This is a genomic window from Pseudooceanicola sp. LIPI14-2-Ac024 (assembly GCF_042188925.1).
Lineage (GTDB): Bacteria > Pseudomonadota > Alphaproteobacteria > Rhodobacterales > Rhodobacteraceae > Pseudooceanicola.
Window position 1 is genome coordinate 2,206,906 of the sequence record NZ_CP170102.1, and the last position, 23,448, is coordinate 2,230,353.

At 69.4% G+C, this 23,448-nt stretch carries 21 protein-coding genes and 3 pseudogenes; 13 read left to right on the forward strand and 11 right to left on the reverse strand.

From position 1 onward, the window contains the following. Positions 1-14: 14 nt before the first annotated feature. The 3 genes from ACE2AC_RS10825 to ACE2AC_RS10835 are packed head-to-tail and all read right to left on the reverse strand — an operon-like array spanning position 15 to position 2,686. Complete coding sequence (locus tag ACE2AC_RS10825) at positions 15-1,340, reverse strand: TRAP transporter large permease subunit (RefSeq protein WP_375687004.1); 1,326 nt, start codon at positions 1,338-1,340, stop codon at positions 15-17. Then, positions 1,341-1,925, reverse strand: a complete 585-nt coding sequence (locus ACE2AC_RS10830; RefSeq protein WP_375687005.1) for a TRAP transporter small permease subunit — start codon at positions 1,923-1,925, stop codon at positions 1,341-1,343. Continuing rightward, positions 1,922-2,686 (reverse strand): N-formylglutamate amidohydrolase, encoded by a 765-nt coding sequence (locus ACE2AC_RS10835; RefSeq protein ID WP_375687006.1) that lies wholly within the window; start codon positions 2,684-2,686, stop codon positions 1,922-1,924. The genes ACE2AC_RS10830 and ACE2AC_RS10835 overlap by 4 nt, the downstream gene beginning before the upstream one ends. A 99-nt stretch (positions 2,687-2,785) precedes the next feature. Between ACE2AC_RS10835 and ACE2AC_RS10840 the strand changes: the two genes are divergently transcribed. Beyond that, the gene (locus tag ACE2AC_RS10840; RefSeq protein ID WP_375687007.1) at positions 2,786-3,652 is read left to right on the forward strand and encodes a MurR/RpiR family transcriptional regulator; all 867 of its coding nucleotides are present in this window, start codon (positions 2,786-2,788) and stop codon (positions 3,650-3,652) included. 97 nt (positions 3,653-3,749) lie between these two features. Further along, positions 3,750-4,142, forward strand: a complete 393-nt coding sequence (locus ACE2AC_RS10845) for a hypothetical protein (RefSeq protein ID WP_375687008.1) — start codon at positions 3,750-3,752, stop codon at positions 4,140-4,142. A gap of 322 nt (positions 4,143-4,464) precedes the next feature. On the opposite strand, the gene ACE2AC_RS10850 is transcribed toward ACE2AC_RS10845, so the two are convergent. From ACE2AC_RS10850 to ACE2AC_RS10860, 3 genes and pseudogenes are all read right to left on the reverse strand, one after another. Next, positions 4,465-5,961: a phosphomannomutase/phosphoglucomutase gene (locus ACE2AC_RS10850; RefSeq protein ID WP_375687009.1), complete on the reverse strand. Its 1,497-nt coding sequence runs from the start codon at positions 5,959-5,961 to the stop codon at positions 4,465-4,467. 184 nt (positions 5,962-6,145) lie between these two features. Beyond that, a pseudogene (locus ACE2AC_RS10855) lies at positions 6,146-7,977 on the reverse strand (capsule biosynthesis protein). After that, positions 7,955-8,613, reverse strand: a pseudogene (locus tag ACE2AC_RS10860) (ABC transporter ATP-binding protein). The pseudogenes ACE2AC_RS10855 and ACE2AC_RS10860 overlap by 23 nt, the downstream one beginning before the upstream one ends. Positions 8,614-8,906: 293 nt before the next feature. On the opposite strand from ACE2AC_RS10860, the gene ACE2AC_RS10865 reads away from it, so the two are divergent. Together ACE2AC_RS10865 and ACE2AC_RS10870 are read left to right on the forward strand one after the other, a co-directional pair. After that, entirely contained in the window at positions 8,907-9,497 is a 591-nt protein-coding gene (locus ACE2AC_RS10865; protein ID WP_375687010.1) for a uracil-DNA glycosylase family protein, read from the forward strand. Beyond that, positions 9,494-10,282, forward strand: a complete 789-nt coding sequence (locus tag ACE2AC_RS10870; protein ID WP_375687011.1) for an SseB family protein — start codon at positions 9,494-9,496, stop codon at positions 10,280-10,282. Before ACE2AC_RS10865 ends, ACE2AC_RS10870 begins: the two co-directional genes overlap by 4 nt. A 63-nt stretch (positions 10,283-10,345) precedes the next feature. On the opposite strand, the gene ACE2AC_RS10875 is transcribed toward ACE2AC_RS10870, so the two are convergent. Further along, positions 10,346-11,236: a hypothetical protein gene (locus tag ACE2AC_RS10875; RefSeq protein WP_375687012.1), complete on the reverse strand. Its 891-nt coding sequence runs from the start codon at positions 11,234-11,236 to the stop codon at positions 10,346-10,348. A 144-nt stretch (positions 11,237-11,380) separates the two neighbouring features. Next, positions 11,381-12,246 (reverse strand): annotated as a pseudogene (locus ACE2AC_RS10880) (TIGR00730 family Rossman fold protein). Between the two features lie 125 nt (positions 12,247-12,371). Between ACE2AC_RS10880 and dapD the strand changes: the two are divergent. The 3 genes from dapD to ACE2AC_RS10895 all read left to right on the forward strand — a co-directional run bounded on the left by dapD (position 12,372) and on the right by ACE2AC_RS10895 (position 14,173). After that, positions 12,372-13,199, forward strand: coding sequence for a 2,3,4,5-tetrahydropyridine-2,6-dicarboxylate N-succinyltransferase (dapD, locus tag ACE2AC_RS10885; RefSeq protein ID WP_375687013.1), 828 nt, complete (start codon positions 12,372-12,374; stop codon positions 13,197-13,199). Positions 13,200-13,321: 122 nt separating this feature from the next. Then, positions 13,322-13,825: an isochorismatase family protein gene (locus ACE2AC_RS10890; RefSeq protein WP_375687014.1), complete on the forward strand. Its 504-nt coding sequence runs from the start codon at positions 13,322-13,324 to the stop codon at positions 13,823-13,825. A 96-nt stretch (positions 13,826-13,921) separates the two neighbouring features. Then, a complete protein-coding gene (locus ACE2AC_RS10895; RefSeq protein WP_375687015.1) occupies positions 13,922-14,173 on the forward strand; it encodes a GlsB/YeaQ/YmgE family stress response membrane protein in 252 nt (83 codons plus the stop codon). A 45-nt stretch (positions 14,174-14,218) separates the two neighbouring features. Here the strand turns inward: ACE2AC_RS10895 and ACE2AC_RS10900 are convergent, their stop codons facing one another. Next, positions 14,219-14,812 (reverse strand): hypothetical protein, encoded by a 594-nt coding sequence (locus tag ACE2AC_RS10900; protein ID WP_375687016.1) that lies wholly within the window; start codon positions 14,810-14,812, stop codon positions 14,219-14,221. Between the two features lie 202 nt (positions 14,813-15,014). On the opposite strand from ACE2AC_RS10900, the gene ACE2AC_RS10905 reads away from it, so the two are divergent. From ACE2AC_RS10905 to rnr, 5 genes are all read left to right on the forward strand, one after another. Beyond that, a complete protein-coding gene (locus ACE2AC_RS10905) occupies positions 15,015-15,365 on the forward strand; it encodes a hypothetical protein (protein ID WP_375687017.1) in 351 nt (116 codons plus the stop codon). A 36-nt stretch (positions 15,366-15,401) separates the two neighbouring features. Next, positions 15,402-16,559, forward strand: coding sequence for a succinyl-diaminopimelate desuccinylase (gene dapE, locus ACE2AC_RS10910; protein WP_375687018.1), 1,158 nt, complete (start codon positions 15,402-15,404; stop codon positions 16,557-16,559). After that, a complete protein-coding gene (locus tag ACE2AC_RS10915; RefSeq protein ID WP_375687019.1) occupies positions 16,556-17,005 on the forward strand; it encodes a GNAT family N-acetyltransferase in 450 nt (149 codons plus the stop codon). Before dapE ends, ACE2AC_RS10915 begins: the two co-directional genes overlap by 4 nt. A gap of 52 nt (positions 17,006-17,057) precedes the next feature. Next, positions 17,058-17,609 (forward strand): TIGR04282 family arsenosugar biosynthesis glycosyltransferase, encoded by a 552-nt coding sequence (locus tag ACE2AC_RS10920; protein WP_375687020.1) that lies wholly within the window; start codon positions 17,058-17,060, stop codon positions 17,607-17,609. Between the two features lie 114 nt (positions 17,610-17,723). Beyond that, a complete protein-coding gene (gene rnr / locus ACE2AC_RS10925) occupies positions 17,724-19,976 on the forward strand; it encodes a ribonuclease R (RefSeq protein WP_375687021.1) in 2,253 nt (750 codons plus the stop codon). A gap of 8 nt (positions 19,977-19,984) precedes the next feature. On the opposite strand, the gene ACE2AC_RS10930 is transcribed toward rnr, so the two are convergent. Beyond that, positions 19,985-20,389 carry a DUF1801 domain-containing protein gene (locus ACE2AC_RS10930; RefSeq protein ID WP_375687022.1) on the reverse strand — a complete coding sequence of 135 codons (405 nt, stop codon included), beginning with the start codon at positions 20,387-20,389 and terminating at the stop codon, positions 19,985-19,987. Between the two features lie 239 nt (positions 20,390-20,628). Between ACE2AC_RS10930 and ACE2AC_RS10935 the strand changes: the two genes are divergently transcribed. Continuing rightward, positions 20,629-21,987, forward strand: a complete 1,359-nt coding sequence (locus ACE2AC_RS10935; RefSeq protein ID WP_375687023.1) for a lytic murein transglycosylase — start codon at positions 20,629-20,631, stop codon at positions 21,985-21,987. On the opposite strand, the gene ACE2AC_RS10940 is transcribed toward ACE2AC_RS10935, so the two are convergent. Next, positions 21,984-23,384 carry an FAD-binding oxidoreductase gene (locus ACE2AC_RS10940; protein ID WP_375687024.1) on the reverse strand — a complete coding sequence of 467 codons (1,401 nt, stop codon included), beginning with the start codon at positions 23,382-23,384 and terminating at the stop codon, positions 21,984-21,986. The genes ACE2AC_RS10935 and ACE2AC_RS10940 overlap by 4 nt on opposite strands. Between the last annotated feature and the right edge of the window lie 64 nt (positions 23,385-23,448).

The following is a 23,448-nucleotide window of genomic DNA, read 5'->3' on the forward strand; positions in this document are numbered from 1 at the left end:
AGGGGGTCTGTTGTTCAGTTTCCGTACACCACGCCCGGCAGCCACAGGGCGATCCCGGGCAGGACCATCACGATGCTCAGCGCCAGCACCATCACCAGGACGAACGGGACGATCGAGGCATAGATGTCGCGCAGCCCGATCTCGGGCGGCGCCATCGCGCGCATCAGGAACAGGTTATAGCCGAAGGGCGGCGTCATGTAGGCGATCTGCGTGGTGATGGTGTAGAGCACACCGTACCAGATCAGGTCGAAGCCGAGCGCCTGCACCAGCGGGACGTAGAGCGGCGCCACGATCACCAGCATCGCGGTGTCGTCCAGGAACGTGCCCATGACGATAAAGCTCAGCTGCATCAGGATCAGGATCATCCAGGGGCTGAGGCCCAGCTTCTCGGTGAACAGCGTCTCGATCGCCTTGACCGCGCCCAGTCCGTCGAACACCGCGCCAAAGGCCAGCGCCGCCAGGATGATCCACATGAACATGCAGGTGATTCCCAGCGTGTTCCGGACCGAGTTCTCGAAGACCTCGCGCGTCATCCGGCCTTTGACCACGGCGGCGAGAAAGGCCGCCAGCGCCCCGATGGCCGAGCTTTCGACCAGGGAGGTCCAGCCGTTCACGAAGGGAATCATCATCGTCGCAAAGATGAAAAGCGGCAGCAGCCCCGCCCCCAGCAGGCGGATCTTTTCCTCGCGCGGGATGGTGCGGTCCTCCTTCGGCAGCACCGGGCCAAGCTCGGGCTGCAACCGGCAGCGGATCGCGATGTAGAGGATGAACATCGCCGCCATCATCAGCCCCGGCACGACACCGGCGAGCCACAGCTGCCCGACCGGCTGCCGCGCGATCATCGCGTAAAGGACCAGCACGACCGACGGCGGCACCAGGATGCCAAGGCTCGATCCCGCCTGGATCACGCCCGTCACCATCTTCTTGTCGTAACCGCGCTTCAACAATTCCGGCAGGGCGATGGTCGCGCCGATCGCCATGCCCGCGACGCTCAGGCCGTTCATGGCCGAAATCAGCACCATCAGCCCGATCGTCCCGATCGCCAACCCGCCGTGCAGACCGCCCATCCAGACATGGAACATCTTGTAGAGATCGTCGGCGATCCGGCTCTCCGACAGCACGTAGCCCATGAAGATGAACATCGGCAGGGTCAGCAGCGGATACCACTTCATCAGCTTCATCGCGGCCGAAAAGGCGATGTCGAACCCGCCCCGGTCGCCCCAGAGCAGCAGCGCGGCCAGCACGGCGACAAAGCCGATGGCGCCGAACACGCGCTGCCCGGTCAGCAGCATCAGCATCATGGTGCTGAACATCAGGATGGCGATCAGGTCGTAGGACATTCAGATCGCCTCGCCCCGGATGCGCAGGACATCCTTGAAGAACTCGGAAATGCACTGCAGCAACATCAGGAAGATACCCACGCACATGATCAGCTTGATCGGCCAGATCACCGGCCGCCACGCTGTCGACGACCGCTCGATGAACCCCATCGGTTCGGCCGCGCCCGCCGGCCCGCCGGTGACGAAGCCGCCGATCACCTCGCCGAAGAACCCGGCGAAATCGCCCGAGAAATGGCCAAGGCTGTAGGCCAGCGACGACAGCCCGCCCCAGAGCAGCACGCCCAGGTAGAAGAGCAGGAAGAAGATGGTGAAGGCGTCCCACCAGGCCTTCTTCCGCGGCGACCATTCGCCGTAGAAGAGGTCCATCCTCACGTTCGATCCCAGCTGGATCGAATAGGGCCCGCCGAGGATGTAGTAGGCCACCATCGCGAACTGGGCCATCTCCAGCGTCCACAGCGACGGGACCGAGAAGGCCTTGGAAAAGCTCGACCAGAGCAGGATGCCCATCATCACGAAAATGCCGTACATCACCACCCGCCCGATCCAGCGGTTGCAGCGGTCGATGACGGCGATGTAGGCCCTCATGCCCGGCCCTCCTGTCCCAGCGAGGCGACCACCAGCGAGGCCAGCGCGCCGCCCATGTCCCGCGCGGCGGCAGGCGTCGCGATCAGGTCGTTGCGGATCTCGATCATCACGTTCGGCCGCCCGTCCCCGTGTTCCTTCAGGGTATGCGTCACCCCGTCCCCGGCGCTGTAGGGCACGTTCAGCGCGGCCTTCGCCGGCAGGATACCCGCCCGCGCAAGCATCGCCTCGGCCAGCCGCGGGTCGGCGTCGTGCAGCAGCCCGACCTCGGCCGCGCGGCGCTGGCCGAACCAGACCGGCGTGAAGGAATGCACCGTCACCAGCGCCGCGCCGGGCCGGGTCGCGAGGATCCCCGCCAGCAGGCTGCGGAACGGCTCATAGATCTCGGCCGTCCGCGCCGCCCGCGCGGCGGGCAGCAGGTCGCGGTTGCCCGGCACCTCGATCAGCTCGCTCTGCGCCGGCATCGCGCCCGGCGCGTCGGGCGGGCGGTTGCAGTCGTAGACCAGGCGCGACACCCGCGACGCCACCAGCGGCGCATCCAGCGCCTGGCTCATCGCCCGCGCCACCTCCAGCGCCCCCGGATCCCAGGCCGCATGGCTCTGCCGCGCCTCCCGTGACAGCCCCAGCCCGTGCATCGAGGCCGGGATCGCGTGGCTGGCATGCTCGCAGACCAGAACGATCCCCGCGGTGCCCTCGGGATTGAGGCACTCGGCCGGCGGACCCTCGCCCGGGGCGAGGATGCTGGGTTGGCGGGCATCGATCATGCCATTCAGGTGACCCGCGCCCCAAGCCCTTGTCAACGATCAATTTGTAGTCTTTGCTACAGAGAGCCACATCCCTGTAGGAATTGCTAGCAACCGCCCATGACCAAGGCCGCCCCCATCGTCAAGGACCGCATCCACGCCCTGCGGGCCGAGCTCACCGCCTCCGAGCGGCAGCTGGCGAACGTGCTGCTCAAGGACTACCCGGTCGCCGGGCTGCAATCGGTCACCCGCCTCGCCGCCGCCGCCGGCGTCTCGACCCCCACCGTGATCCGCATGGCCCGCAAGCTGGGCTTCGACGGCTTTCCCGCCCTGCAGGACGCGCTCCGCGAAGAGGCCGCCGCCCAGATCCGTGAACCCATCGCCCGGCGCGAGGCCTGGACCGCCGGCGGCGACGAGGGCCATGTCCTCAACCGCTTCGCCGCCGCCGTCACCGCCAACCTGCGCATGACCCTCGACCGGATCGACCCCGAGGGCTTCGACCGCGTCGCCGCCCTGCTGTCGGACCCCGCGCGCAAGATCCACATCGCCGGCGGCCGGATCACCCGGTCGAACGCCGACTACCTCTTCAACCACCTGCAGATCATCCGCCCCGACGTCACCCTCCTGTCGCAGAGCGCGAACGTCTGGCCGCAGTACATCCTCGACATGGGCCCCGAGACGGTGCTGGTCCTCTTCGACATCCGCCGGTACGAGGCCGACCTCCAGCGGCTCGCCGAACTGGTCCGCGCCCGCGGCGCGACTGTGGTGCTCTTCACCGACCAGTGGGGCTCGCCGATCTCGTCGGTCGCCGAACACGTCTTCAACGCGCCGGTCGAGGCGCCTTCGTCCTGGGATTCCACCATCGCCCTGATGCTGCTCGTCGAGGCGCTGATCGCCGAGGTCCAGGCGGCCAGCTGGGACAGCGCCAAGGACCGGATCGAGGCGCTGGAACAGATGTTCTCGGCGACCAAGCTCTTCCGCTCGTAGGGTGCGTGCTCCGCACGCACCACCCGACACGCCCCGCGCCGCCGGAACCCGCGCCCGCCCGCCACGTTGTCCCCGGCCGAAACCACCCGAGGCCGCCATGACCCGATCCGCCATCCTGACCCTGCCGCTTGTCCTCGCCGCCTGCCTGCCGGCTGCCACGCCATCGCAACCGACCGCGTCGATCCCCGAGGCCATGCACGGCCGCTGGGGCCTCACCGCGAACGACTGCACGCCGGGCCGCGCCGACGCCAAGGGGCTGATGACCGTCGCCCCCGACACGCTCGCCTTCTACGAATCCCGGGCGCGGCTGGTGCAGGGCACGACGACCGGGCCCGGCCAGCTCTCCGGCGACTTCGCCTTCACCGGCGAGGGCATGACATGGCAGGTGCAGATCGACCTCGTGCTCGGCCCGGACGGCCGCACGTTGACGCGGGTCGACACCGGGCCGGACGCGATGCCCGGGCCGCTGGTCTACACGATCTGCGGGTGAGGGGGGTCCGGTGCGTGCCGAGCACGCACCCTACACCGCAATCTCGATATCGGGCGGTGCGTGCAGAGCACGCACCCTACGCGACCCATCCCGCCGCCGACCAAACACGCCGCGCCACCTCGCAAAACGCCACCGCCCCGCCCCACGCAAAACACGCCCGCACCACGCCACGCAAAACGCGTCCACATCACGCCACCGTAGGGTGCGTGCTCCGCACGCACCGCCCCCGGCACCCGGAGCACCCCCCACAAAACGAAAACGGCGGAGCCTCCCGGCCCCGCCGCCAACCTCTCCGGCCACGCGCACCCCGGCGCGCGCCTGGTCAGAACGTCTGGTCGTACTCCCCGACCGCCGGCTCGGTCCGGATCACGTCGTCGATCTCCTTGAAGATCGCGCGCAGCTCCGCCTCGCTCTCCGAGCTCTCGCACACCACAACGAGGTTCGGCGTGTTGGACGACGCCCGCACCAGCCCCCAGGACCCGTTGTCGAGGATCACCCGCGCGCCGTTCACCGTCACGACCTCCTTGATGGCCCGACCGGCGAACTGGTCCCCGGCCTCGCCCTTGGCGACCAGCTTCTGCACCAACCGCTCGAGGATGTCGTATTTCTCGGTATCCGCCGCGTAGGGCGACATGGTCGGCGTCGACCAGGTCTTGGGCAGCGCCTTGCGCAGGTCCGACATCTTCATGTCCGGGTTGCGGTCCATCAGCTTGCAGATCTCGACCGCGACGCGCATCCCGTCGTCATAGCCACGCCCCACCGGCTCGGCCATGAAGTAGTGGCCCGACTTCTCGAACCCCGCCAACGCGCCCAGCTCGTGCACCCGGCGCTTCATGTGGGAATGCCCGGTCTTCCAGTAATCCGCCTTCACGCCGTTGGCCTTCAGCTCGGGATCGCTGGCGAAAAGGCCGGTCGATTTCACATCCGCCACGAAGGTCGAGCCAGGGTAAATCTTCGACAGGTCGCGGGCCATGATCACGCCCACCTTGTCGGCAAAGATCTCCTCGCCCTCGTCGTCCACCACGCCGCAGCGGTCGCCGTCCCCGTCAAAGCCCAGCGCGAAATCCGCGCCCGAGGCCTTCACCGAATCCGCCATGTCGTGGAGCATTTCCATCGCCTCGGGGTTCGGGTTGTAGTGCGGGAAGGTGTAGTCGAGCGCGTTGTGCGACGCCACCACCTCGACCCCCATCCGCTCGAAGAGCGCGGGCGCATAGGCCGACGCCGTCCCGTTGCCGGTCGCGCAGACGACCTTGAGCTTCCGGGTCATTTTGAAATCGCCGACGAGGTCGTCCATGTAGGCGTCCCAGACGCCCTCGACGAACTCGTAGGATCCGCCGGGCCGGGCCTCGCCCTTGCCCTCGAGCACGATCTCCTTCAGCTCGCCCATCTCCTCCGGACCGTGGGTCAGCGGCATGGCAAAGCCCATCTTCACCCCGGTCCAGCCGTTCGGGTTGTGGCTCGCGGTGACCATCGCCACCCCCGGCACACCCAGGTGGAACGAGCTGAAGTAGGCCATCGGCGTGATGCAGGGCCCGATGTCCTTGACCTGCACGCCCGCCTGCATCAGCCCGAGGATCAGCGCGTTCTTGATGGCCAGCGAATAGTCGCGGTAGTCGTTGCCGACCGCGATGACCGGGTCGATCCCGCGCTTGTGCATCTGCGTGCCGATGCCGAGGCCCAGCGCCGTCATGCCGGGCAGGTTGATCTCGTCGGGGTACTTCCAGCGCGCGTCGTATTCGCGGAAACCGGTCGGCGTGATCATCGGGTCGCGCAGGAAGTCCCAGGTATTGGGGGTCACCTCGGTAATCGGTTTGGTCACGGGGCAATCTCTCTCTGTCTGAACGTCTCGTTCGGCCGGGCCGAACCGGGCCCGACGTTATCCTTATCCTGTAACGGCGGCATGTTGGAACCGTTCCCGCGTTCCGCGCGGTGTTTCGCGCAGGGCGTGCCGATTTGCGCGGCGACCGCGCCGCGACACGCGCCGCCCGTCGTGTGGCCTCATGTCAGGACGACACCTGTTCGCGCAGGATCGACGCGGTCAGGCTGGCCATCAGGTAGATGCCGGCAAAGATCAGGAAGGCCAGCATCGTGTCCTCGAAGGCGCGCGGATACGAAGGGTCCTCGGGCGCCACCGGGCGCACGCTGGTGGTCAGGTACCGCACCTGCCGGTTCGCCTCCAGCTCGGTCGTCTTCTCGTTCTGCAGCGCCGATTGCAGGAACAGGTCGGCGGTGGCGAGGTCGGCCTGCGCCATCTGGATCTCGGCCGCCTTGGCGGCCAGCGATCGCTCGCCCTGCGTCGCCTCGGTCATCCGCGCGTTCAGGTCGGCCAGCAGCGCCTGCAGCCGCGCCACGTCGCCCCGCGCGCCCTCGACCCGGGCGGCGTTGGGCCGGGCGTTGTCCAGCAGCGCGGCCAACTGCAGCTCCTTCTCGTTCAGCTGCACCTCGTAATTGTTGATCTGCAGCCGCAGCCCCGCGATGATCCCCTCGGGGTCGACCACCGTGCCCTCCTGCAATGTGACCAGCCGTTCCTGCGCCGCGCGCCGCTCGGCCTTGGCCCGGTCGAGGTTCTCGCGCGCGGTGGCCATGCTGTCCTCGCGCTTGCGCCGGCTCAACTCGTCCACCCGCTCCTCGGCATAGGCGATCAGGTTCTCGTTGAACTGCGCCGCGACCTGCGGATCGGCGGCCGAGACCTCCATCCGGATCACGCCCTCGGTCGGGTCGTAGCCGATCTTCACGTGCTTCTGGTAGACCTTGTAGGCTTCCTCGTTCGACGGATCGGCCGCGAGCCGCTGGATCGGGTCGATCCAGGGCTGGCTGAAATGGCTGCGAAAGCCCACGTCGCGGTCCAGCCGCAGCATCGCGTCCTTCGACTGCAGGTAGCTCTGCACCGCCATCGCGTCCTGGTTGGTCGCGAACTGCGTGCCCGAGAACAGCCCCGCCATCGAACTGCCGCCCTGTCCGTCGGCCTGCAGGATGAAGAACTCCGACTTGGTGGCATAGATCGGCGTCGCCACGGCGACGAAGTACCATGCCGCGATCAGCGTCGGGAGAAAGACAAAGGCCCCGACCCGCGCCAGCAGCCACAGCATCCGCCGCCGCCGCCGCCGCGCCAGGTCCTGCTGCAATTGCCCGATCTCGGCCGCCCGCCGCTCCGCCGTGCTGCGCTCCACGGTGGCGAGGTCGGTGGTCGCCAGGCTCCGCCCGCCCCCGCCGGCCGGGTCTGCGGCAGGTTCACCGCTTGCGTGGCACCTGCCCCGCCCCCGTCCTCGCCCTCGCGGATCAGCGCCAGCAGGTTGTTCGGCTCGAACGGATCGATCCCCTTGGCCCTCAGCTGCCGCACCGCGTCGAAATCCGAGGTCGCGGCGATCCCGTGCTTGGTCGCCACCCGCCGTGCCATGCGCAGCTGCCGCCCGGTGAGCCCCTCGCGGCGGATCGCGTCGATCGCCTCGTCCGCCCGCACCTCCCGGGCCGAGGCCACCTCGCCCGTCTTCGCCTCCGGCACCGCCTTCTGCGGCATCCCCGCCGGCCGCGCCGGCACCGCCGCGGGCCGCGCCCCGGGGACAGCCCCCGTCTCGACCGGCCGCGCCACGCGCCCGGCCTCCGCCGCCGGTTTCCGTGCCACGCTCTCCGCCTTCGCGCCCTCAGGGGCCGCCTTCACCGCCGCCGGCACCGCCGCCTTCGTCCCCTCCGGCACCGCACGTTCCGCCGCCACGGGCCGCGCCACCGGCGCCGGACGCACCGCGCCCGCCGGCGCCGCGGCCTCGCCCGGCGGCACCTTCGACAGCGGCACCCCGCCGCGGGTGCGGAACTTGCTAGCCTTGGGTTTCGTAGTCATAGAGCCGCTTCGCTTCTTCAAGGGTCTCGAAGTGGTGGAGCTTGCCGTCCATCAGCACCGCCGCCTCGCGGGCAAAGGCCTCCAGCACGCGGGCCTGGTGCGACACGATCACCGTCGTCGTCGTCGCCAGCCGCTCGCGCAGGATCTCCCCGCCTTGCGGTTGAACTCCACGTCGGTCGAACCGGGCATCCCCTCGTCGATCAGGTAGAGGTCGAAATCAAGCGCCAGCATCAGCGCGAAACTGAACCGCGCGCGCATGCCGCTGGAATAGGTCCCGATCGGCTGGTCGAAATACTCTCCCAGCCCGCAGAGCCAGCGGCAGTAGGCCTCGACATACTCGGGGTCGAGCCCGTAGAGCCGCGCGATGTAACGCGCGTTCTCATAGGCCGAGTGGCGCGACACCACGCCCCCCATGTAGCCCAGCGGGAACGAGATCCGGGCGGTGCGCCGGATCACGCCCTCGTCCGGCTTCTCCAGCCCGCACATCATGTTGATCAGGGTCGTCTTGCCGGTGCCGTTCGGCGCGAGGATGCCCAGGCTGCGCCCGCGCTCGATCCGGAACGACACCCGGTCGAGGATGATCTTCCGGTGGCTGCCGGTCCAGAAGCTCTTGCTGACATTCTCGAACTCGAGCATCAGGTCTGCGGGATCCTGCTCTGCGACACTCTCGCGGTGCCTCGCGTCGCGCGCCTGCGGCGCCTGTCGGCACTATGGGCCGCTGCCCGACATCCTGCCAAGTTTCATGGGCGAAATTGTGACCTGTTGTTCGCGGAGAGCGGCCAATACGTGACAAATCCCCCTTAGGTTTCACCAACATCAACGATGCGCGCCCCGCCCGCCCGGCTCCACCCGGTCCCGCGCAGGGGCGGGACCAGCGCCCGCCGCCACCCCGTTGACCGCCGCACGCCGCGGCCCCACATTTGCCTCCCATGTCCGCCCCAGACCTGCCCGACCGGATCCGCGCCTGCCGCCTCTGCGCGCCGCGCTTCGCCGCGACCGCGACGCGCCATGCCCCGCGCCCGGTGGCCTGGTTCCGCCCCGGCGCGCGGCTGCTGATCGCGGGCCAGGCGCCGGGCCTCCGCGTACATGAAAGCGGCAAGCCATTCGACGACCGGTCCGGCGACCGGCTCCGCGACTGGATGGGGATCGACCGGGCGACCTTCTACGACATGACGCGCATCGCCGTGGTCCCGATGGCCTTCTGCTTTCCCGGCTACGACGCAAAGGGCGCCGACCTGCCCCCGCCGCCGGTCTGCGCCGACACCTGGCACGGCGCGGTGATGGACAGCCTGCCGGGCCTGCGCCTGCGGCTGCTGATCGGCGGCCACGCGCACCGCTGGCACCTCGGCACACGGGGGCCGGTGACCGACACCGTCAGGGCCTGGCGCGACCTGCCGCCCGGCATCCTGCCCTTGCCTCACCCGTCGTGGCGCAATACCGGGTGGCTCAGGAAAAACCCCTGGTTCGAGGCCGAGCTGATCCCCGTCCTCAGAACCCGCGTGCAGGAGGCGCTTGCATGACCGACACCCCGCTCGACCTCGCCCATGCGGCGATGGAGGCCGCGCCCGACAGCGACGCCGCCCGCCTGCGTTTCTACGAACGGCTGGCCGACAACGAACTGTTCCTGCTCCTGACCGAAGAGGCGCGCGACGACCGGCTGAACCCCGAAGTGTTCGAGCTGTCGGATGCCAAGTGGATCCTCGTCTTCGACACCGAGGAACGGCTGGCCGCCTTTGCCGGGCGCGAGGTGCCCTATGCCGCGCTGTCGGGCCGCGCCATCGCGGGCATGCTTTCGGGCCAGGGCGTCGGCCTCGGCGTGAACCTCGAGGTTGCGCCGTCCTCGATCCTGCTGCCCTCGCAGGCGGTGGACTGGCTGGCCGAGACCCTCGGCCACGCCCCGCAAGAGGTCGAGAGCCGGATCAGCGCCTTCCACGCGCCCGGCGGTCTGCCCGATGCCTTGCTCGAAGGGCTCGACGTGAAACTGGCGCTGGCCGGCGGCCTGGCGTCCAACGCCTACCTGGTCGGAACCGAGGACGAGCATGGCCGCCGTGGCCACCTGCTCGCCTTCATCGACGCCCGCCCCGGCGCGGAATCCGCGCTGGCCAAGGCCGCGTCCGAGGCGCTGACCTTCTCGGGCATCGACCAGGGCGAGATGGACGTGGCCTTCTTCGACGCCTCCGACCCGGCCTCCGCCGCTCTGGCGCGCCACGGCCTCAGGATCGAACTGCCCAAGGTCGAACCGGTCGATCGCAAGATCCCCGAAGCCCCTGGCAGCGACCCGGACCGGCCCCCAAAGCTTCGCTAGACCGTAGGGCGGGGTTCCGCCCCGCCGCCAACGTCAACGACAGCCCCCGCGCATCGGTCCCGATCATTCCCGCGGCGGCGGCGTCCCGGTCCCGAACCCGCCCGGCGGCGGCGGCGGGGCACCGACCGACCGGTCCGCGTCGAAATCGACCGGGATCGTGACCGTCCCGGCAAACCCCGCGGCCGCCGAACCCGTCATGGCCAGCGTCTGCTGCGCCACCTCGGCATCGGTGTTGTCGCCGAACACGTTGTCCGACGCGATGGTGATCCGGCCCAGGTTTCGCGTCCCGTTGGAATAGCGCGCATCGCCGGCGTAAAGCGCGGCCGCCTGGTCCTCCGGCAACGCGATCTGCGCCGTCAGGACCGAGGCCGCGCCGCCGACCGCCGCCGCGACGCTCTCGAACACCTCGAAATGGATATGCGGCCAGCGCCCGTCGTAGCAACCCGGCACGATGGTGGTGAACCGGACGTGGCCGCCCTCATCCGCCACGCCGACACCGCGCAGCCAGTTCGCCTCGGGCGCGTCGTATAGCGAATAGTGCCCCTCGGCATCGCAGTGCCAGAGATAGATCGCGTGCCCCTCGAGCGGCGTGCAGCCGTCGGCGTCGACCAGCCGCAGCTCAAGCTCCAGCGTCACGCCCTCGGCCGCACCCGCCATCCCGCCGAACGAGGCGCGCAGGTCGGTGCGGATCACCCCCTCCTGCGTCAGAGCGTTCACCACCTGCCCGGCGCGGCTGTTGCTGCCGTCCGCCGGGTAGGGCCCGGCGGTTTCCCAGGGCAGCGCCACGCAGTCGAGCGCCGCGGCCGGCAGCCCGGCCGCCGCCCCCAGCCCCAGCCCGCCAAAGAGCGCCAGCAGCCGTCGCCGGCCGACCATCCGCGGCAGGTCGTGCGCAAAGCCCAGGTCGTGGTCGTGGGTCTCGTAGGGATCGTTGGGATCGTTGGGATCGTGGGACATGGCGGGGCTCCTTGGTCGTTTGCCTTGGTTGCCCCGTTCCACGCCCAGCGCGCCGGTTTCCGTCGCCGTCCGCCCGCATCGGTGAAAAACACCGACGCAATACCGACGTGATACCGACGCGATACCGACGTGGCGTTCGCTGCCTTAACCGGCCTCGGGCGCCTGGTCGCGCCCGGGGATGAAAGCGCGTTTCTCGCCCGCGCCGGGCCAGGTCTCGATCGCCTCCAGCGCCTCCTCGGCGGTCTCGACGAACCGGAAGAGGTCAAGGTCCTCGGCCGAGATCGTACCGGCCTCGGCCAGCGCTTCCCAGTTGATGATCTTTTGCCAGAAATCCTTTCCGAACAACAGGAAAGGCACCTTCTCCATCCGCCCGGTCTGGATCAGCGTGAGCGCCTCGAACATCTCGTCCAGGGTGCCGAAGCCGCCCGGGAAGATGCAGATCGCCCGCGCCCGCATCAGGAAATGCATCTTGCGGATCGCGAAGTAGTGGAAGTTGAAGCACAGGTCCGGCGTCACCCATTCGTTCGGCGCCTGCTCGTGCGGCAACACGATGTTCAACCCGATCGACTGCCCCCCGCATCATCCGCCCCGCGGTTGCCCGCCTCCATCACGCCGGGGCCGCCGCCGGTGCAGATCACCCATTCGCGGCCGTAGGATTCAAGCGACTTCTCGGTGATCTTCGCGGCGAATTTCCGTGCTTCGTCATAGTATTGGCTCAGCTCGGCCAGCACCGGCGTGCGCGCGGTCTCGCGCTGGTCGGGCGCGGGGATCCGGGCGCCGCCGAACAGCACCACGGTCGAGGCGACGCCGCGTTCGTCCAGCACCATCTGCGGTTTCAGCAGCTCGAGCTGCAGCCGCACCGGGCGCAGTTCGTCCCGGCACAGGAACGCATCGTCGGCAAAGGCCAGGCGATAGGCCGGGGCGCGGGTCTGCGGCGTGTCGGGCACGTCCCGCGCGGTGGTGATGTCGCTGTGCGCATCGCGGAAGGGGGTGTGGCGCTCTTCGGTCATGGCGGCCTCCTGTTCTTGCCCCCTGCCTACCCCGCCCGGCCCCGACAGGCCAGCACGACACGCGATTGCACCTAACGTCAGGGGCGGCTATGACCCCCGCGACACTTGAGCCCCAGGAGCCGCCGATGAACCTCGCCCAGCTTGAAACCGCCATCGAAGCCGCGTGGGACGCCCGCGACAAGATCACCCCCGCCACCACCGGCGAGACCCGCGAGGCGATCGAGGACACGCTGAACGCGCTGGACAGCGGTGCGCTGCGCGTCGCCGAGAAGGGCGCCGACGGCAACTGGACCGTGCACCAGTGGGCCAAGAAGGCGGTCCTGCTGGGCTTCCGCCTCAAGGACATGGAACAGCAGTCGGGCGGCCCGCAGGGCGGCGGCTGGTGGGACAAGGTGGACAGCAAGTTCGCCGGCTGGGGCGACAACCAGTGGCGCGCCGCCGGCTTCCGCGCGGTGCCGAACTGCGTCGTCCGCAAGTCCGCCTACATCGCGAAGAACGTGGTGCTGATGCCGTCCTTCGTGAATCTCGGCGCCTATGTCGACGAGGGCACGATGGTCGACACCTGGGCGACCGTCGGCTCCTGCGCGCAGATCGGCAAGGACGTGCACCTCTCGGGCGGCGTCGGCATCGGCGGCGTGCTGGAACCGATGCAGGCCAACCCGACCATCATCGAGGACAACTGCTTCATCGGCGCCCGGTCCGAGGTGGTCGAGGGCGTGATCGTCCGCGAAGGCTCGGTGCTGGGCATGGGCGTCTTCCTCGGCCAGTCGACCAAGATCTTCAACCGCGAGACGGGCGAGGTCTTCTACGGCGAAGTGCCGCCCTACTCGGTCGTCGTCTCGGGCTCGCTTCCCTCGAAGAACGGCGTGAACCTCTACTGCGCCGTCATCGTCAAGACGGTGGACGAGAAGACCCGCGCAAAGACCGGCGTGAACGAACTGCTGCGCGACTGAATCGACGCGCTACGGGGCGGGGCCGCACGGCCCTGCCCGCCCTTGCCCGGTGTCGCGAGCCGTGCAAAGACTTTGCTCCACCGCGCGCCACGGGGCGCCGACACTATCGCGGAGCAAAGCGCATGGCCCGAGCCCTCATCGTCATCGACATCCAGAACGACTATTTCGAGGGCGGCGTCCTGCCGCTCCACCAGGCCGAGACGGTCGAGGCGGGCATCGTCGCGGCGATCGGCAAGGCGCGGTCGGCCGGTGACCGGGTGATCCTCGTCCAGCATGTCTCGCCTGCAAAACAGGGCCTGTTCGCGACCGGCAGCACCGGGGCCGAGATCCGTCCCGCCATCCGCGCCGCGGCGGGCGACGCGCCGGTGGTGGTCAAGCAGGTCGCAGACGCCTTCCAGGACACCGACCTTTCCGACCACCTGGCCGACATCGACGAGGTGCTGATCTGCGGGATGATGACCCAGAACTGCGTCGTCTTCACCGCCATGTCCCGCGACGCCGATCCCTACGCCCCCCGCGTCATCGGAGAGCTCTGCACCGCCCCGAGCGAGATCGTGCACAAGGTCGCGCTGAGCGCGCTGACCTCCAAGGGCAAGGTCTGCGGCACCGCCGACGCCTGGTCCTGAGCCCGCGCCGCGGCCCGCGGGAACCGCGCGCCGCCCGGACGTGTTGTCCCGACACGGCCCCACGGGGGGCATGTTTCTGATCGGGAAGGAAAACACATGGAAGGACTGGGCTGGATCGCGGCCATCATCGTCGGCGCACTTGCCGGATGGATCGCGGAAAAGATTATGGGGGGCGACCACAGCCTCCTCACCAACATCATCCTCGGCATCGTCGGCGCGGTGGTGCTGAACTTCATCCTCGTCGCCCTGTTGGGCGCGACGCTGGGCGGCTGGATCGGCCAGCTGATCGTCGGCGTGATCGGCGCCTGCATCCTGATCGGCGGCTACCGCGCGATCAAGCGCGCCTGACCGTCCCGGCCCGGTCGCCGGTCCCCGGCGGCCGGGCCGGACAGGTCATTCGCAGAACAGCCCGAAGGTGCAGCCTTCGCGCAGTTCCAGAACCGTGATGAACGGACCGCCGAAATCCGGGTCGGCCTCGGTGAAGAGCGCGGCCGGGATCGCGACGAAGGCCTCGCGCCCGTCCACGGACACGCCCCCGGTGGTGCCGACGATATCCGCCGCCCGCAGCCGGATGACCAGCGTGCCGGACGCGCCATGCGATGCCTGCCGCGCCAGCATCGCCCCCAGCATCCCGGGATCGGCCGCGCGGTAGGCCATGACCAGCGCCTCGATGTCCAGGCTGACGCGCAGGCGGTCGCTGCCCAGGCGGCGGACGGTCAGCGCCTCGGACAGGTCGACCTCTCCGCCGATGCCGCCCAGGTCCACCAGCCCCGCCATCAGCGTGTCGACATCGCCCCGCGCCGTGCCGAAGCAGACATGACCCTCGGCCGTCTCCTCGACCCGGCCGGCACCGCAGAGCGCGGCGGGCGCCACGCCCAGCCGGGTGATGGCCGGATGCGACAGGTGGATCGCCGACCGGCTTACCACGTGGTCGGTGTCGGTGAATTCCAGCGCGATGTCGCCTTCGACGCAGGCGGACAGACACAACAGAGACGCAAGCCCCAGCAAACGCATGACAAAACCTGTTTCTTGGATATGCGTTCTAAATGACGCCAATTCGCGTCACCCGCAACGATGCCAAACCGGGCTTGCGAAAATGCAGGGGCACTTGTGCAATCGGGTCACACTCCGTCTGGACAGGGCGGGCGGTTTCTGAGACTCCGCCTGAAACGACGTTGCGAGGTCCAGCATGAGCGAGAAACAGAAGGCGCGGCAGCAGAAGGTCTATACCCTGCTGGTCGAGGTCGGCCGCAAGGCGGGCGACGGCCTGCCCGACGGCGCCACCGGCGCGGCGCTGATGTGCTATGCCAGCGGCGTGGACGAGGCCGAGGCAGTGCGCGAGACGGTGGCGGTCCTGAAGCAGGCCGACCTCGCCCCGCTCGATGTGTCGGGCTACGGCACGCTGGACGAACGGCTGGCCGAGGGGCATGACATCCCCGACGAGGAACGCGAACTGATGGAGCAGGCGCTGCGCGACAACGCGGTGATCGTGGCCCAGATGACCCCGTTCTACGACGAGAAGGGCGAAACCCGGCACTGAGCCGGCCGCCCGCAGCCTGCCGAAGGAGACCGCCCGATGTCCGCCCCCCTGCCCGAGACCGATCCCGTCCGCCTGACCGCCGAGCTGATCCGCTGCCCCTCGGTCACGCCCGAGGAAGGCGGCGCGCTGACGCTGCTGGCCGACCTGCTGACCGCCGCCGGGTTCGAATGCCACCGCTGCGACCGCGAAGAGGTGTCGAACCTCTTTGCCCGCTGGGGCACCAAGGGCCATGCCCGCACCTTCGGCTTCAACGGCCACACCGACGTGGTGCCCGTGGGCGACGCCGGCGCCTGGACCGTCGATCCCTTCGGCGCCGAGGAGAAGGACGGCATCCTCTGGGGCCGCGGCGCGACCGACATGAAATCCGGCGTCGCGGCCTTTGCCGCCGCCGCCGTCGACTTTGTCCGCGACACGCCCCCGGACGGTGCCATCGTGCTGACCATCACCGGCGACGAAGAAGGCCCGGCCCACCACGGGACCACCGCGATCCTCGACTGGATGCGCGAGAACGGCGAGGCGATGACCGATTGCCTGGTGGGCGAACCGACCTGCCCGGAACGCATGGGCGAGATGATCAAGATCGGCCGCCGCGGCTCGATCTCGGCGTGGTTCGAGGCGCAGGGCGTGCAGGGCCATTCGGCCTATCCGCACCGGGCGAAGAACCCGATCCACGCCATGGCCCGCCTGATGGACCGGCTCGCGTCCCACACGCTCGACGAAGGCACCGATCATTTCGATCCCTCGACCCTCGCCGTCGTTACCTTCGACACCGGCAACCCGGCGACCAACGTGATCCCGGCGAAATGCCGGGCGGCGGTCAACATCCGTTTCAACGACATCCACACCGGGCAGAGCCTGACTGACTGGATGACCGCCGAGGCCCGCAAAGTCAGCGCCGAAACCGGTGTCCAGATCACGCTGAAGACCGCGCTCACCGGCGAGGCGTTCCTGACCCCGCCCGGCGCCCTCTCCGATCTCGTCTCCTCTGCCGTGGCGGCCGAGACCAACGTGACCCCGGTGCTCTCGACCACCGGCGGGACCTCGGACGCGCGCTTCATCAAGGATCACTGCCCGGTGGTGGAGTTCGGCCTTGTCGGCCAGACCATGCACCAGGTCGACGAACGCGTGCCGGTCGACCAGATCCGACAGCTCAAGCGGGTCTACACCCGGATCCTGCGGGACTACTTCGCATGACACTCAGGATCACCGAGACCGAGGACCTGCGCATCCCGCACGACCTGCGCCGCGCGGTGTTCGTCGTGGAGCAGAACATTCCCGACCCCGAGGAATGGGACGACCTCGACGCCGGTGCAATCCACGTGGTGGGCTGGGTCGACGACACGCCCGCCGGGACGATCCGCCTGGTCACGGACGCCGATGGCACCGGCCACATCACCCGCGTCTGCGTGCTGGCGGCCTATCGCGGCACCGGTCTGGGGGCCGAGATGATCCGCCACGGCATCGCCCGCTTCGACGCCATGGGCCTGCGCGCGATCGAGCTGTCGGCCCAGACCCATGCGCGCACCTTCTACGCCCGCCTCGGCTTTGTCGCCACCGGTGCGGAGTACGACGACGCGGGCATCCCGCATGTCCGCATGGTGCGCCGTCAGCCCGATCCCGCGGATGCGGCGGCCCGCTGACGCCGCCACCCCGGCCGGCCGGCCCGGGCCGCGCCGGCCACGGGTCGTCGTGATGGCCAAGCTGCCGCGCGCGGGCCGGGTCAAGACGCGGCTCGGCCGCGACATCGGCATGGTCCCCGCCGCCTGGTGGATGCGCCACCGCCTACGCCGCCTGCTGCGCGACCTGCGCGACCCGAGGTGGGACCTGGCGCTTGCCGTGGCCCCCGACACAACCCTCGCCGCCGCCGACTGGCCGCGCGACCTGCCCCGTCTGCCACAGGGTCCCGGCGACCTCGGACAGCGGATGGCCCGCCAGTTCCGGACCGCGTCCGCGGGCCCGCTCCTCATCGTCGGCGCCGACATTCCCGGCCTCCGACGCGGCCACATCACCCGCGCCTTCGCGCTGCTGGGCCGCAACGACGCCGTCCTCGGCCCGGCCACCGACGGCGGCTACTGGCTGATCGGCCTGCACCGGACTGCCGCCACGCCCGCCACGCTCTTCCGCGCCACCCGCTGGTCCAGCCCGCATGCACTGGCCGACACCCTCGCCAGCCTGCCCGGCGCCCGCATAGTCCTCACCGACACGCTGTCGGACGTCGACACCGCCGCAGACCTCGCCCACTGACGCCGCCCCCCGCCCGATCGGTCCCAGTGCACTCCCGCGGGGGGGCCGTGGGGACCGGCGGCCACACCATTTGATCAGGTGACGACGCCCTGCGCCCGTGCTACGTCCAGCGGCATGAGCACCCTCCCCACCAAGGACGAGATCCTCCAGTGGATCTCGGATCACCCCACCCTCTCGGCCAAGCGCGAGATCGCTAAGGCGTTCGGCATCAAGGGGGCCGCACGGATCGACCTGAAGCGCATGCTGAAGGAGTTGGAAGACGAGGGGCACCTGCAGAAGCGCAAGAAGACCTACTCCGACCCCGACGCCCTGCCGCCGGTTTCGGTCCTGCAGGTCAACGAACCGGACGAGAACGGCGACCTGACCGCCCGCCCGCTGGAATGGCAGGGCGAGGGCAAGATGCCGCTGATCCTGGTGCTGCCGCGCAATTCCGACCCCGCGCTTGGCGCCGGGGATCGCATCCTCGCCCGCCTGACCCAGACACGCGGTGCCGATCACCACTACGAGGCGCGGCTGATCCGCAAGATCGGCACCAACCCGCGCCGCATCCTCGGCATCTTCCGCAAGGGGGCCGAGGGCGGGCGCATCGTGCCGATCGACAAGGGCGCCGACCTCGAATGGATGGTGCCGCCGGGCGCGGTGTCGGGCGCGAAGGACGGTGAGCTGGTCGAGGCGGAGCAGGCCGGGCCGAAATCCCGCATGGGCCTGCCGCGCGCCCGCGTGGTCGACCGGCTGGGCGATCCCTCTGCCCCCAAGGCGGTGTCGCTGATCGCGATCCACCAGCACGGCATCCCCGACCATTTCCCCGACAAGGTGGTGGCCGAGGCGGATGCCGAGAAGCCCGCGGGTCTCAAGGGCCGCGAGGATCTGCGCCAGATCCCCTTCGTCACGATCGACCCGTCGGACGCGCGCGACCGCGATGACGCCTGCCACGCCCATCCCGACGACGATCCCAAGAACGTCGGCGGCCATATCCTCTGGGTCGCGATTGCCGACGTGGCGCATTACGTGCGCACCGGCTCCGCGCTCGACCACGAGGCGCGCAAGCGCGGCAACTCCACCTATTTCCCCGACCGGGTTGTCCCGATGCTGCCCGACCGGCTGTCGGGCGACCTTTGCTCCCTGCACGAGGCGGTGCCGCGGGCCTGCATCGCGGTGCGGATGCAGATCGACGCGCAGGGCAACAAGCTGGCGCACGACTTCCACCGCGGGCTGATGCACTCGGTGGCCTCGCTGACCTACCAGCAGGTGCAGGCCGCGCAGGACGGGACCGCCGACGACAAGACCGCGCCGCTGGTCGACGAACTGATCGCGCCGCTCTTTGACGCCTACAAGGCGCTCAAGCAGGCGCGGGAGGAACGCCAGCCGCTGAACCTCGACCTGCCGGAACGGCGGATCGTCCTGACCGACGACGGCCGCGTCGCCAGCGTGAACTTCAAGGACCGGCTGGACGCCCACAAGCTGATCGAGGAGTTCATGGTGCTGGCCAACGTCGCCGCCGCCGAGACCCTGATCGCCAAGAAATCGCCGCTGCTCTTCCGGGTCCACGAGGAACCGAACGACGACAAGATCGACGCGCTGCGCGAGACCGCCGCCGCCTCGGGCTACACGCTCGCCAAGGGCCAGGTGCTGAAGACGCGGCACCTGAACAGTCTGCTGGACCAGGCGGCCGGGTCGGACCAGGCCGAACTGATCAACATGGCGACCCTGCGTTCGATGACGCAGGCCTATTATTCGCCCGAGAACTTCGGTCACTTCGGCCTCGCGCTCACCAACTACGCCCACTTCACCTCGCCCATCCGGCGCTATTCCGACCTGATCGTGCACCGCGCGCTGATCTCGGCCCACAAGTGGGGCAAGGACGGGCTGACCGCGGAAGAGATCGAGGACCTCGAGGCCACGGCCAAGCACATCTCGGACACCGAGCGGCGGTCGATGGTGGCCGAACGCGACACCACCGACCGTTACCTCGCGGCCTACCTCTCGGAGCGCGTCGGCGACGAGATGACCGGCCGCATCTCGGGCGTGGCACGCTTCGGCGCCTTCGTCCGCCTGGACGAGACCGGGGCCGACGGGCTGGTCCCGATTCGCTCCATCGGGCGCGAGTTCTTCCATTTCGACAAGGAGAGCGAGACGCTGATGGGCTCGGACACCGGGCTGACGATCCAGCCCGGCCAACGCGTCACCGTGCGGCTGGCGCAGGCCGTGCCTCTGACCGGCGGCCTTGAGCTCGAGCTGCTGTCGATCGACGACAAGGCGCTGCCCGGCGGGCCGCGCCGGACCAACCGCCCCGTGCGCCGCAAGATCGCCGCGTCCAAGAAGAAGACCGCCAAGACCAAGCGCAAGGTCACCCGCAACCGGCGCTGAGGCCTGCCCTACTTGCGCAGGTGGTAGCCGAGCGCGTGGCGCACCAGTTGCCCGTGCCGCGCCGGGTCGACCTCACCCGCGTCGCGGAAATGCAGCGCGCGATTGCCCTCGACCCGGTCTAGCCCGGGAAAGGTCTCGGCAAAGGACGCGATGATGGTGGTCTGGCAATGGGCGTAGAGGGCAAAGCCCTCGTCCGTGGCCGCGATCCGCAGGGTCGATCCCGCGCGTGTTTCGGGCGTCAGGTAGGCGGGCTGCCCCCACCTCAGCGCCTCCTCGACCCGGCCGACCTCGGGCATCTGGGCCGCGCAATCGAAAATCAGCCGCCTGAGCGCCAGCATGCCCGTCCGGGCCGGGTCAGGCGCGGCGTCGAAACAGGCCGCGACCTGCGGCGAGGGGAAGGCGGGATCGGGCATCGGCGCTCCTTTGCCGCGAGCCTAGCACGATGCTGCCGACAGCGCCCTGTCAGCATGGCACGGCGTCCACCGGGGCGGCAGATCACCGCCGCCGTGCATCGGACCCTTCCGGCGAATCCCGATTCGCGCTATGCTGGCGGTAACAAAAAAGAACCCGAGCAGGTGATGGCAGCATGAGGCAGATACTCTCCTCCCTATTGGTGATTCCGGCGCTCAGCGCGCCGCTTCTCGCCGACCCGATGACCAGTCTGAGACCCGAGGCGCGTCCCGCGACCGTGACGCTCTTTGCCCGCGCGACCCGTGCCATCGCGGCGAGCGAGACGGCGACGCGCAACACCTCGGAGGTCGCGATCACCGCGGTCGACGTGGATGTCATGCTGGATCGCAGCCTCAGGCCGCGCCCCCGGCCAGTGACGCTGGCCTCGACCCCTGCCATCGCGGCGCCTACGGCGAAACCCGCGGTGCTCATCGCCGGCGAGGCCAATGCCGGGTTCGACCGCTGGGTCCTGGAATTCCGCCAGCGCGCGATGGCCAAGGGCATCACCGCGCGGACCTTCGGCATGGCCTTCAGCCACGCGGCCTTTCTGCCCAAGGTGATCGAGCGCGATCGCAACCAGAGCGAATTCACCTGGTCGGTCAGCGACTACCTGTCCCGTGTCGTGTCGGACACCCGTGTCACCAACGGGCGCGACAAGGCCGCCGCCTACCGCACCACGCTTGCCGCGATCGAGGATCGCTACGGCGTCGACCGCAACGTGGTCGCCGCGGTCTGGGGGATGGAGAGCAACTACGGCACCAACCGGGGCGACACCCACCTGATCTCGGCGCTGGCGACGCTGGCCTACGAGGGTCGGCGCGGCGCCTTCTTCGAGGAACAGCTGATCGCCGCGCTGCAGATCCTGCAGACGGGCGACACCACCGAGGATGTGATGACCGGCTCCTGGGCCGGGGCCATGGGGCATACCCAGTTCATCCCGACCTCGTACCAGGCCTATGCCGTCGACTTCACCGGCGACGGGCGGCGTGACATCTGGTCGGACGACCCGACCGACGCGCTGGCCTCGACCGCCGCCTACCTGGCCAAGCACGGCTGGATCAAGGGGATGCCCTGGGGCGTCGAGGTGCGGCTGCCCGCCAACTTCGACTTCCGCCATGCCAAGGACGAACGCATGCCTTCGGACTGGGCCCGCATGGGCGTGGTCAACGTCAGCGGTCGCGCGGTCGGCGATTTCGGCTCGGCCAAGCTGCTGCTGCCGGCCGGGGCCAAGGGCATCGCCTTCCTGACCTTCAAGAACTTCGACGTGATCAAGCGCTACAACGCCTCGGACGCCTATGCCCTCGGCGTCGGCCACCTGGGCGACCGGATCGGCGGCGCGGCGGCCTTTGCGGGCACCTGGCCGGATGGCGAACGGTCGCTGAAACGGGACGAGGCGAAAGAGCTGCAGCACCTGCTGACGCAGCGCGGTTACTCCACCGGCGGTGTCGACGGGCGGATCGGATCGCAGACCAAGGCCGCGATCCGCGACTACCAGCTGGCCGCAGGCGTGCCGGCCGACGGCTACCCCTCGGTCGACCTGCTGCACCGGCTGCGCCGCTAGGGGATCAGTTTCCCGGGGTTCATGATCCCCTTGGGATCGAGCGCCGCCTTGATCGCCCGCATCGCGTCCAGCGCGACGGGCGATTTCCGGCGGCGCATCGAGTTCAGCTTGGCGATCCCGATGCCATGCTCGGCCGAGAACGACCCCCGCATGTCCAGCACGATATCCTCGATCGCCTCGACGATCCGGTCATGTTCGGCCAGGTCGGTCGTGCTGGGCCAGATCGTGTAGTGCACGTTGCCGTCGCCGAGATGCGCGACGATGGAGCGGTCGGCGCCGGGGTCGACCACCTTGAGCGCCGCGTCGGCGCGGGCCAGGAATTCGCCGATCCGGTCGACCTCGACCGCGGTGTCGTTGGTGATCCGGGGCGCCCGCGTCGCCGCGACCTCGGCCGCCGCCTCGCGCCGGGCCCACATCGCGCGGCGCTGCGCCTCGCTGCGGGCGACGACGGCATCCAGCAGCAGCCCCTCTTCCAGGTAGCCGGCCAGGATCGCCTCGAACCGGGCGACCAGCGGCACCTCGCCGTCCGGCCCCGCCTCGCAGTCGCGCGGCACGGTCGACCCGATCTCCATCATCACGTTGACGTCGTGATCGGCGTCGAAGGGCATGTCGTGGCCCGGTGCCATCTCGGCATAGTTGCGGACGTAATCGCCGGGCATGTATTCGCAGGCCTCGACCGCGCCGCCGGTGTCGAGCTGCACGGCGTTCAGGATCTGCAGCGCCGAAGGCAGGTCGCGGCAGGCCAGCATCGCGGTGGCATAGGCACGCGGCTTTGGCACCAGCTTGACCACCGCGGCGGTGATGATCCCAAGCGTGCCCTCGGCCCCCATCATTAGGTGGCGCAGGTCGTAGCCGGAGTTGTTCTTGTGCAGCCCCGTCATGAGGTCCAGCACCTCGCCCGAGGGCAGCACCGCCTCGACCCCCAGCACGAGATCCCGGGTGTTGCCGTAGCGAAGCACGTTAGACCCGCCCGCGTTGGTCGACAGGAAGCCGCCCACCTGGCACGACCCCTTGGCGCCGAAGGTCACCGGAAAGACCAGGTCGTCGCGCTCCACCGCCTCGTGCAGCTTGGCCAGAACGACGCCCGCCTCGACCATCGCGGTGCGCGCCTCGCGCCGGATCTCGCGGATCGCGTTCATCCGGTCGAGCGAGATCACCAGCGCCCCGCCCGCATCGGTGGCCTGAGTCAGGCCGGTCAGCCCGCCCGCCGGGACGATCGGCTGCCCGACGTCGTTGCAGGCCGTCACCAGCGCGGCGACCTCGGCCGTGGATGCGGGGCGGGCCACCGCCAGCGGCGTGCCCTGCGGCTTGGCCATCACGTTGGTCTGCCACGGTGCCATGTCGGCCCCGGTCAGCAGGTACTTGTCACCGACGATGGCGCGAAACGTCTCGATCACAGGTCTCTCCCCTCTCCCTCACAGCCGCCTTGATGCAGCGAAGTGTCGGGCGGGGCAAGGGCGG

What these genes read in the sequence shown, in the direction of transcription:
- ACE2AC_RS10835 (WP_375687006.1), bottom strand. Translation starts at nt 2,686, where the DNA reads ATGATCGATGCCCGCCAACCCAGCATCCTCGCCCCGGGCGAGGGTCCG.
- ACE2AC_RS10825 (WP_375687004.1), bottom strand. Translation starts at nt 1,340, where the DNA reads ATGTCCTACGACCTGATCGCCATCCTGATGTTCAGCACCATGATGCTG.
- ACE2AC_RS10930 (WP_375687022.1), bottom strand. Translation starts at nt 20,389, where the DNA reads ATGCCCGATCCCGCCTTCCCCTCGCCGCAGGTCGCGGCCTGTTTCGAC.
- ACE2AC_RS10895 (WP_375687015.1), top strand. Translation starts at nt 13,922, where the DNA reads ATGGAAGGACTGGGCTGGATCGCGGCCATCATCGTCGGCGCACTTGCC.
- ACE2AC_RS10905 (WP_375687017.1), top strand. Translation starts at nt 15,015, where the DNA reads ATGAGCGAGAAACAGAAGGCGCGGCAGCAGAAGGTCTATACCCTGCTG.
- dapD (WP_375687013.1), top strand. Translation starts at nt 12,372, where the DNA reads ATGAACCTCGCCCAGCTTGAAACCGCCATCGAAGCCGCGTGGGACGCC.
- ACE2AC_RS10845 (WP_375687008.1), top strand. Translation starts at nt 3,750, where the DNA reads ATGACCCGATCCGCCATCCTGACCCTGCCGCTTGTCCTCGCCGCCTGC.
- ACE2AC_RS10830 (WP_375687005.1), bottom strand. Translation starts at nt 1,925, where the DNA reads ATGAGGGCCTACATCGCCGTCATCGACCGCTGCAACCGCTGGATCGGG.
- ACE2AC_RS10915 (WP_375687019.1), top strand. Translation starts at nt 16,556, where the DNA reads ATGACACTCAGGATCACCGAGACCGAGGACCTGCGCATCCCGCACGAC.
- rnr (WP_375687021.1), top strand. Translation starts at nt 17,724, where the DNA reads ATGAGCACCCTCCCCACCAAGGACGAGATCCTCCAGTGGATCTCGGAT.
- dapE (WP_375687018.1), top strand. Translation starts at nt 15,402, where the DNA reads ATGTCCGCCCCCCTGCCCGAGACCGATCCCGTCCGCCTGACCGCCGAG.
- ACE2AC_RS10920 (WP_375687020.1), top strand. Translation starts at nt 17,058, where the DNA reads ATGGCCAAGCTGCCGCGCGCGGGCCGGGTCAAGACGCGGCTCGGCCGC.
- ACE2AC_RS10840 (WP_375687007.1), top strand. Translation starts at nt 2,786, where the DNA reads ATGACCAAGGCCGCCCCCATCGTCAAGGACCGCATCCACGCCCTGCGG.
- ACE2AC_RS10875 (WP_375687012.1), bottom strand. Translation starts at nt 11,236, where the DNA reads ATGTCCCACGATCCCAACGATCCCAACGATCCCTACGAGACCCACGAC.
- ACE2AC_RS10890 (WP_375687014.1), top strand. Translation starts at nt 13,322, where the DNA reads ATGGCCCGAGCCCTCATCGTCATCGACATCCAGAACGACTATTTCGAG.
- ACE2AC_RS10870 (WP_375687011.1), top strand. Translation starts at nt 9,494, where the DNA reads ATGACCGACACCCCGCTCGACCTCGCCCATGCGGCGATGGAGGCCGCG.
- ACE2AC_RS10935 (WP_375687023.1), top strand. Translation starts at nt 20,629, where the DNA reads ATGACCAGTCTGAGACCCGAGGCGCGTCCCGCGACCGTGACGCTCTTT.
- ACE2AC_RS10865 (WP_375687010.1), top strand. Translation starts at nt 8,907, where the DNA reads ATGTCCGCCCCAGACCTGCCCGACCGGATCCGCGCCTGCCGCCTCTGC.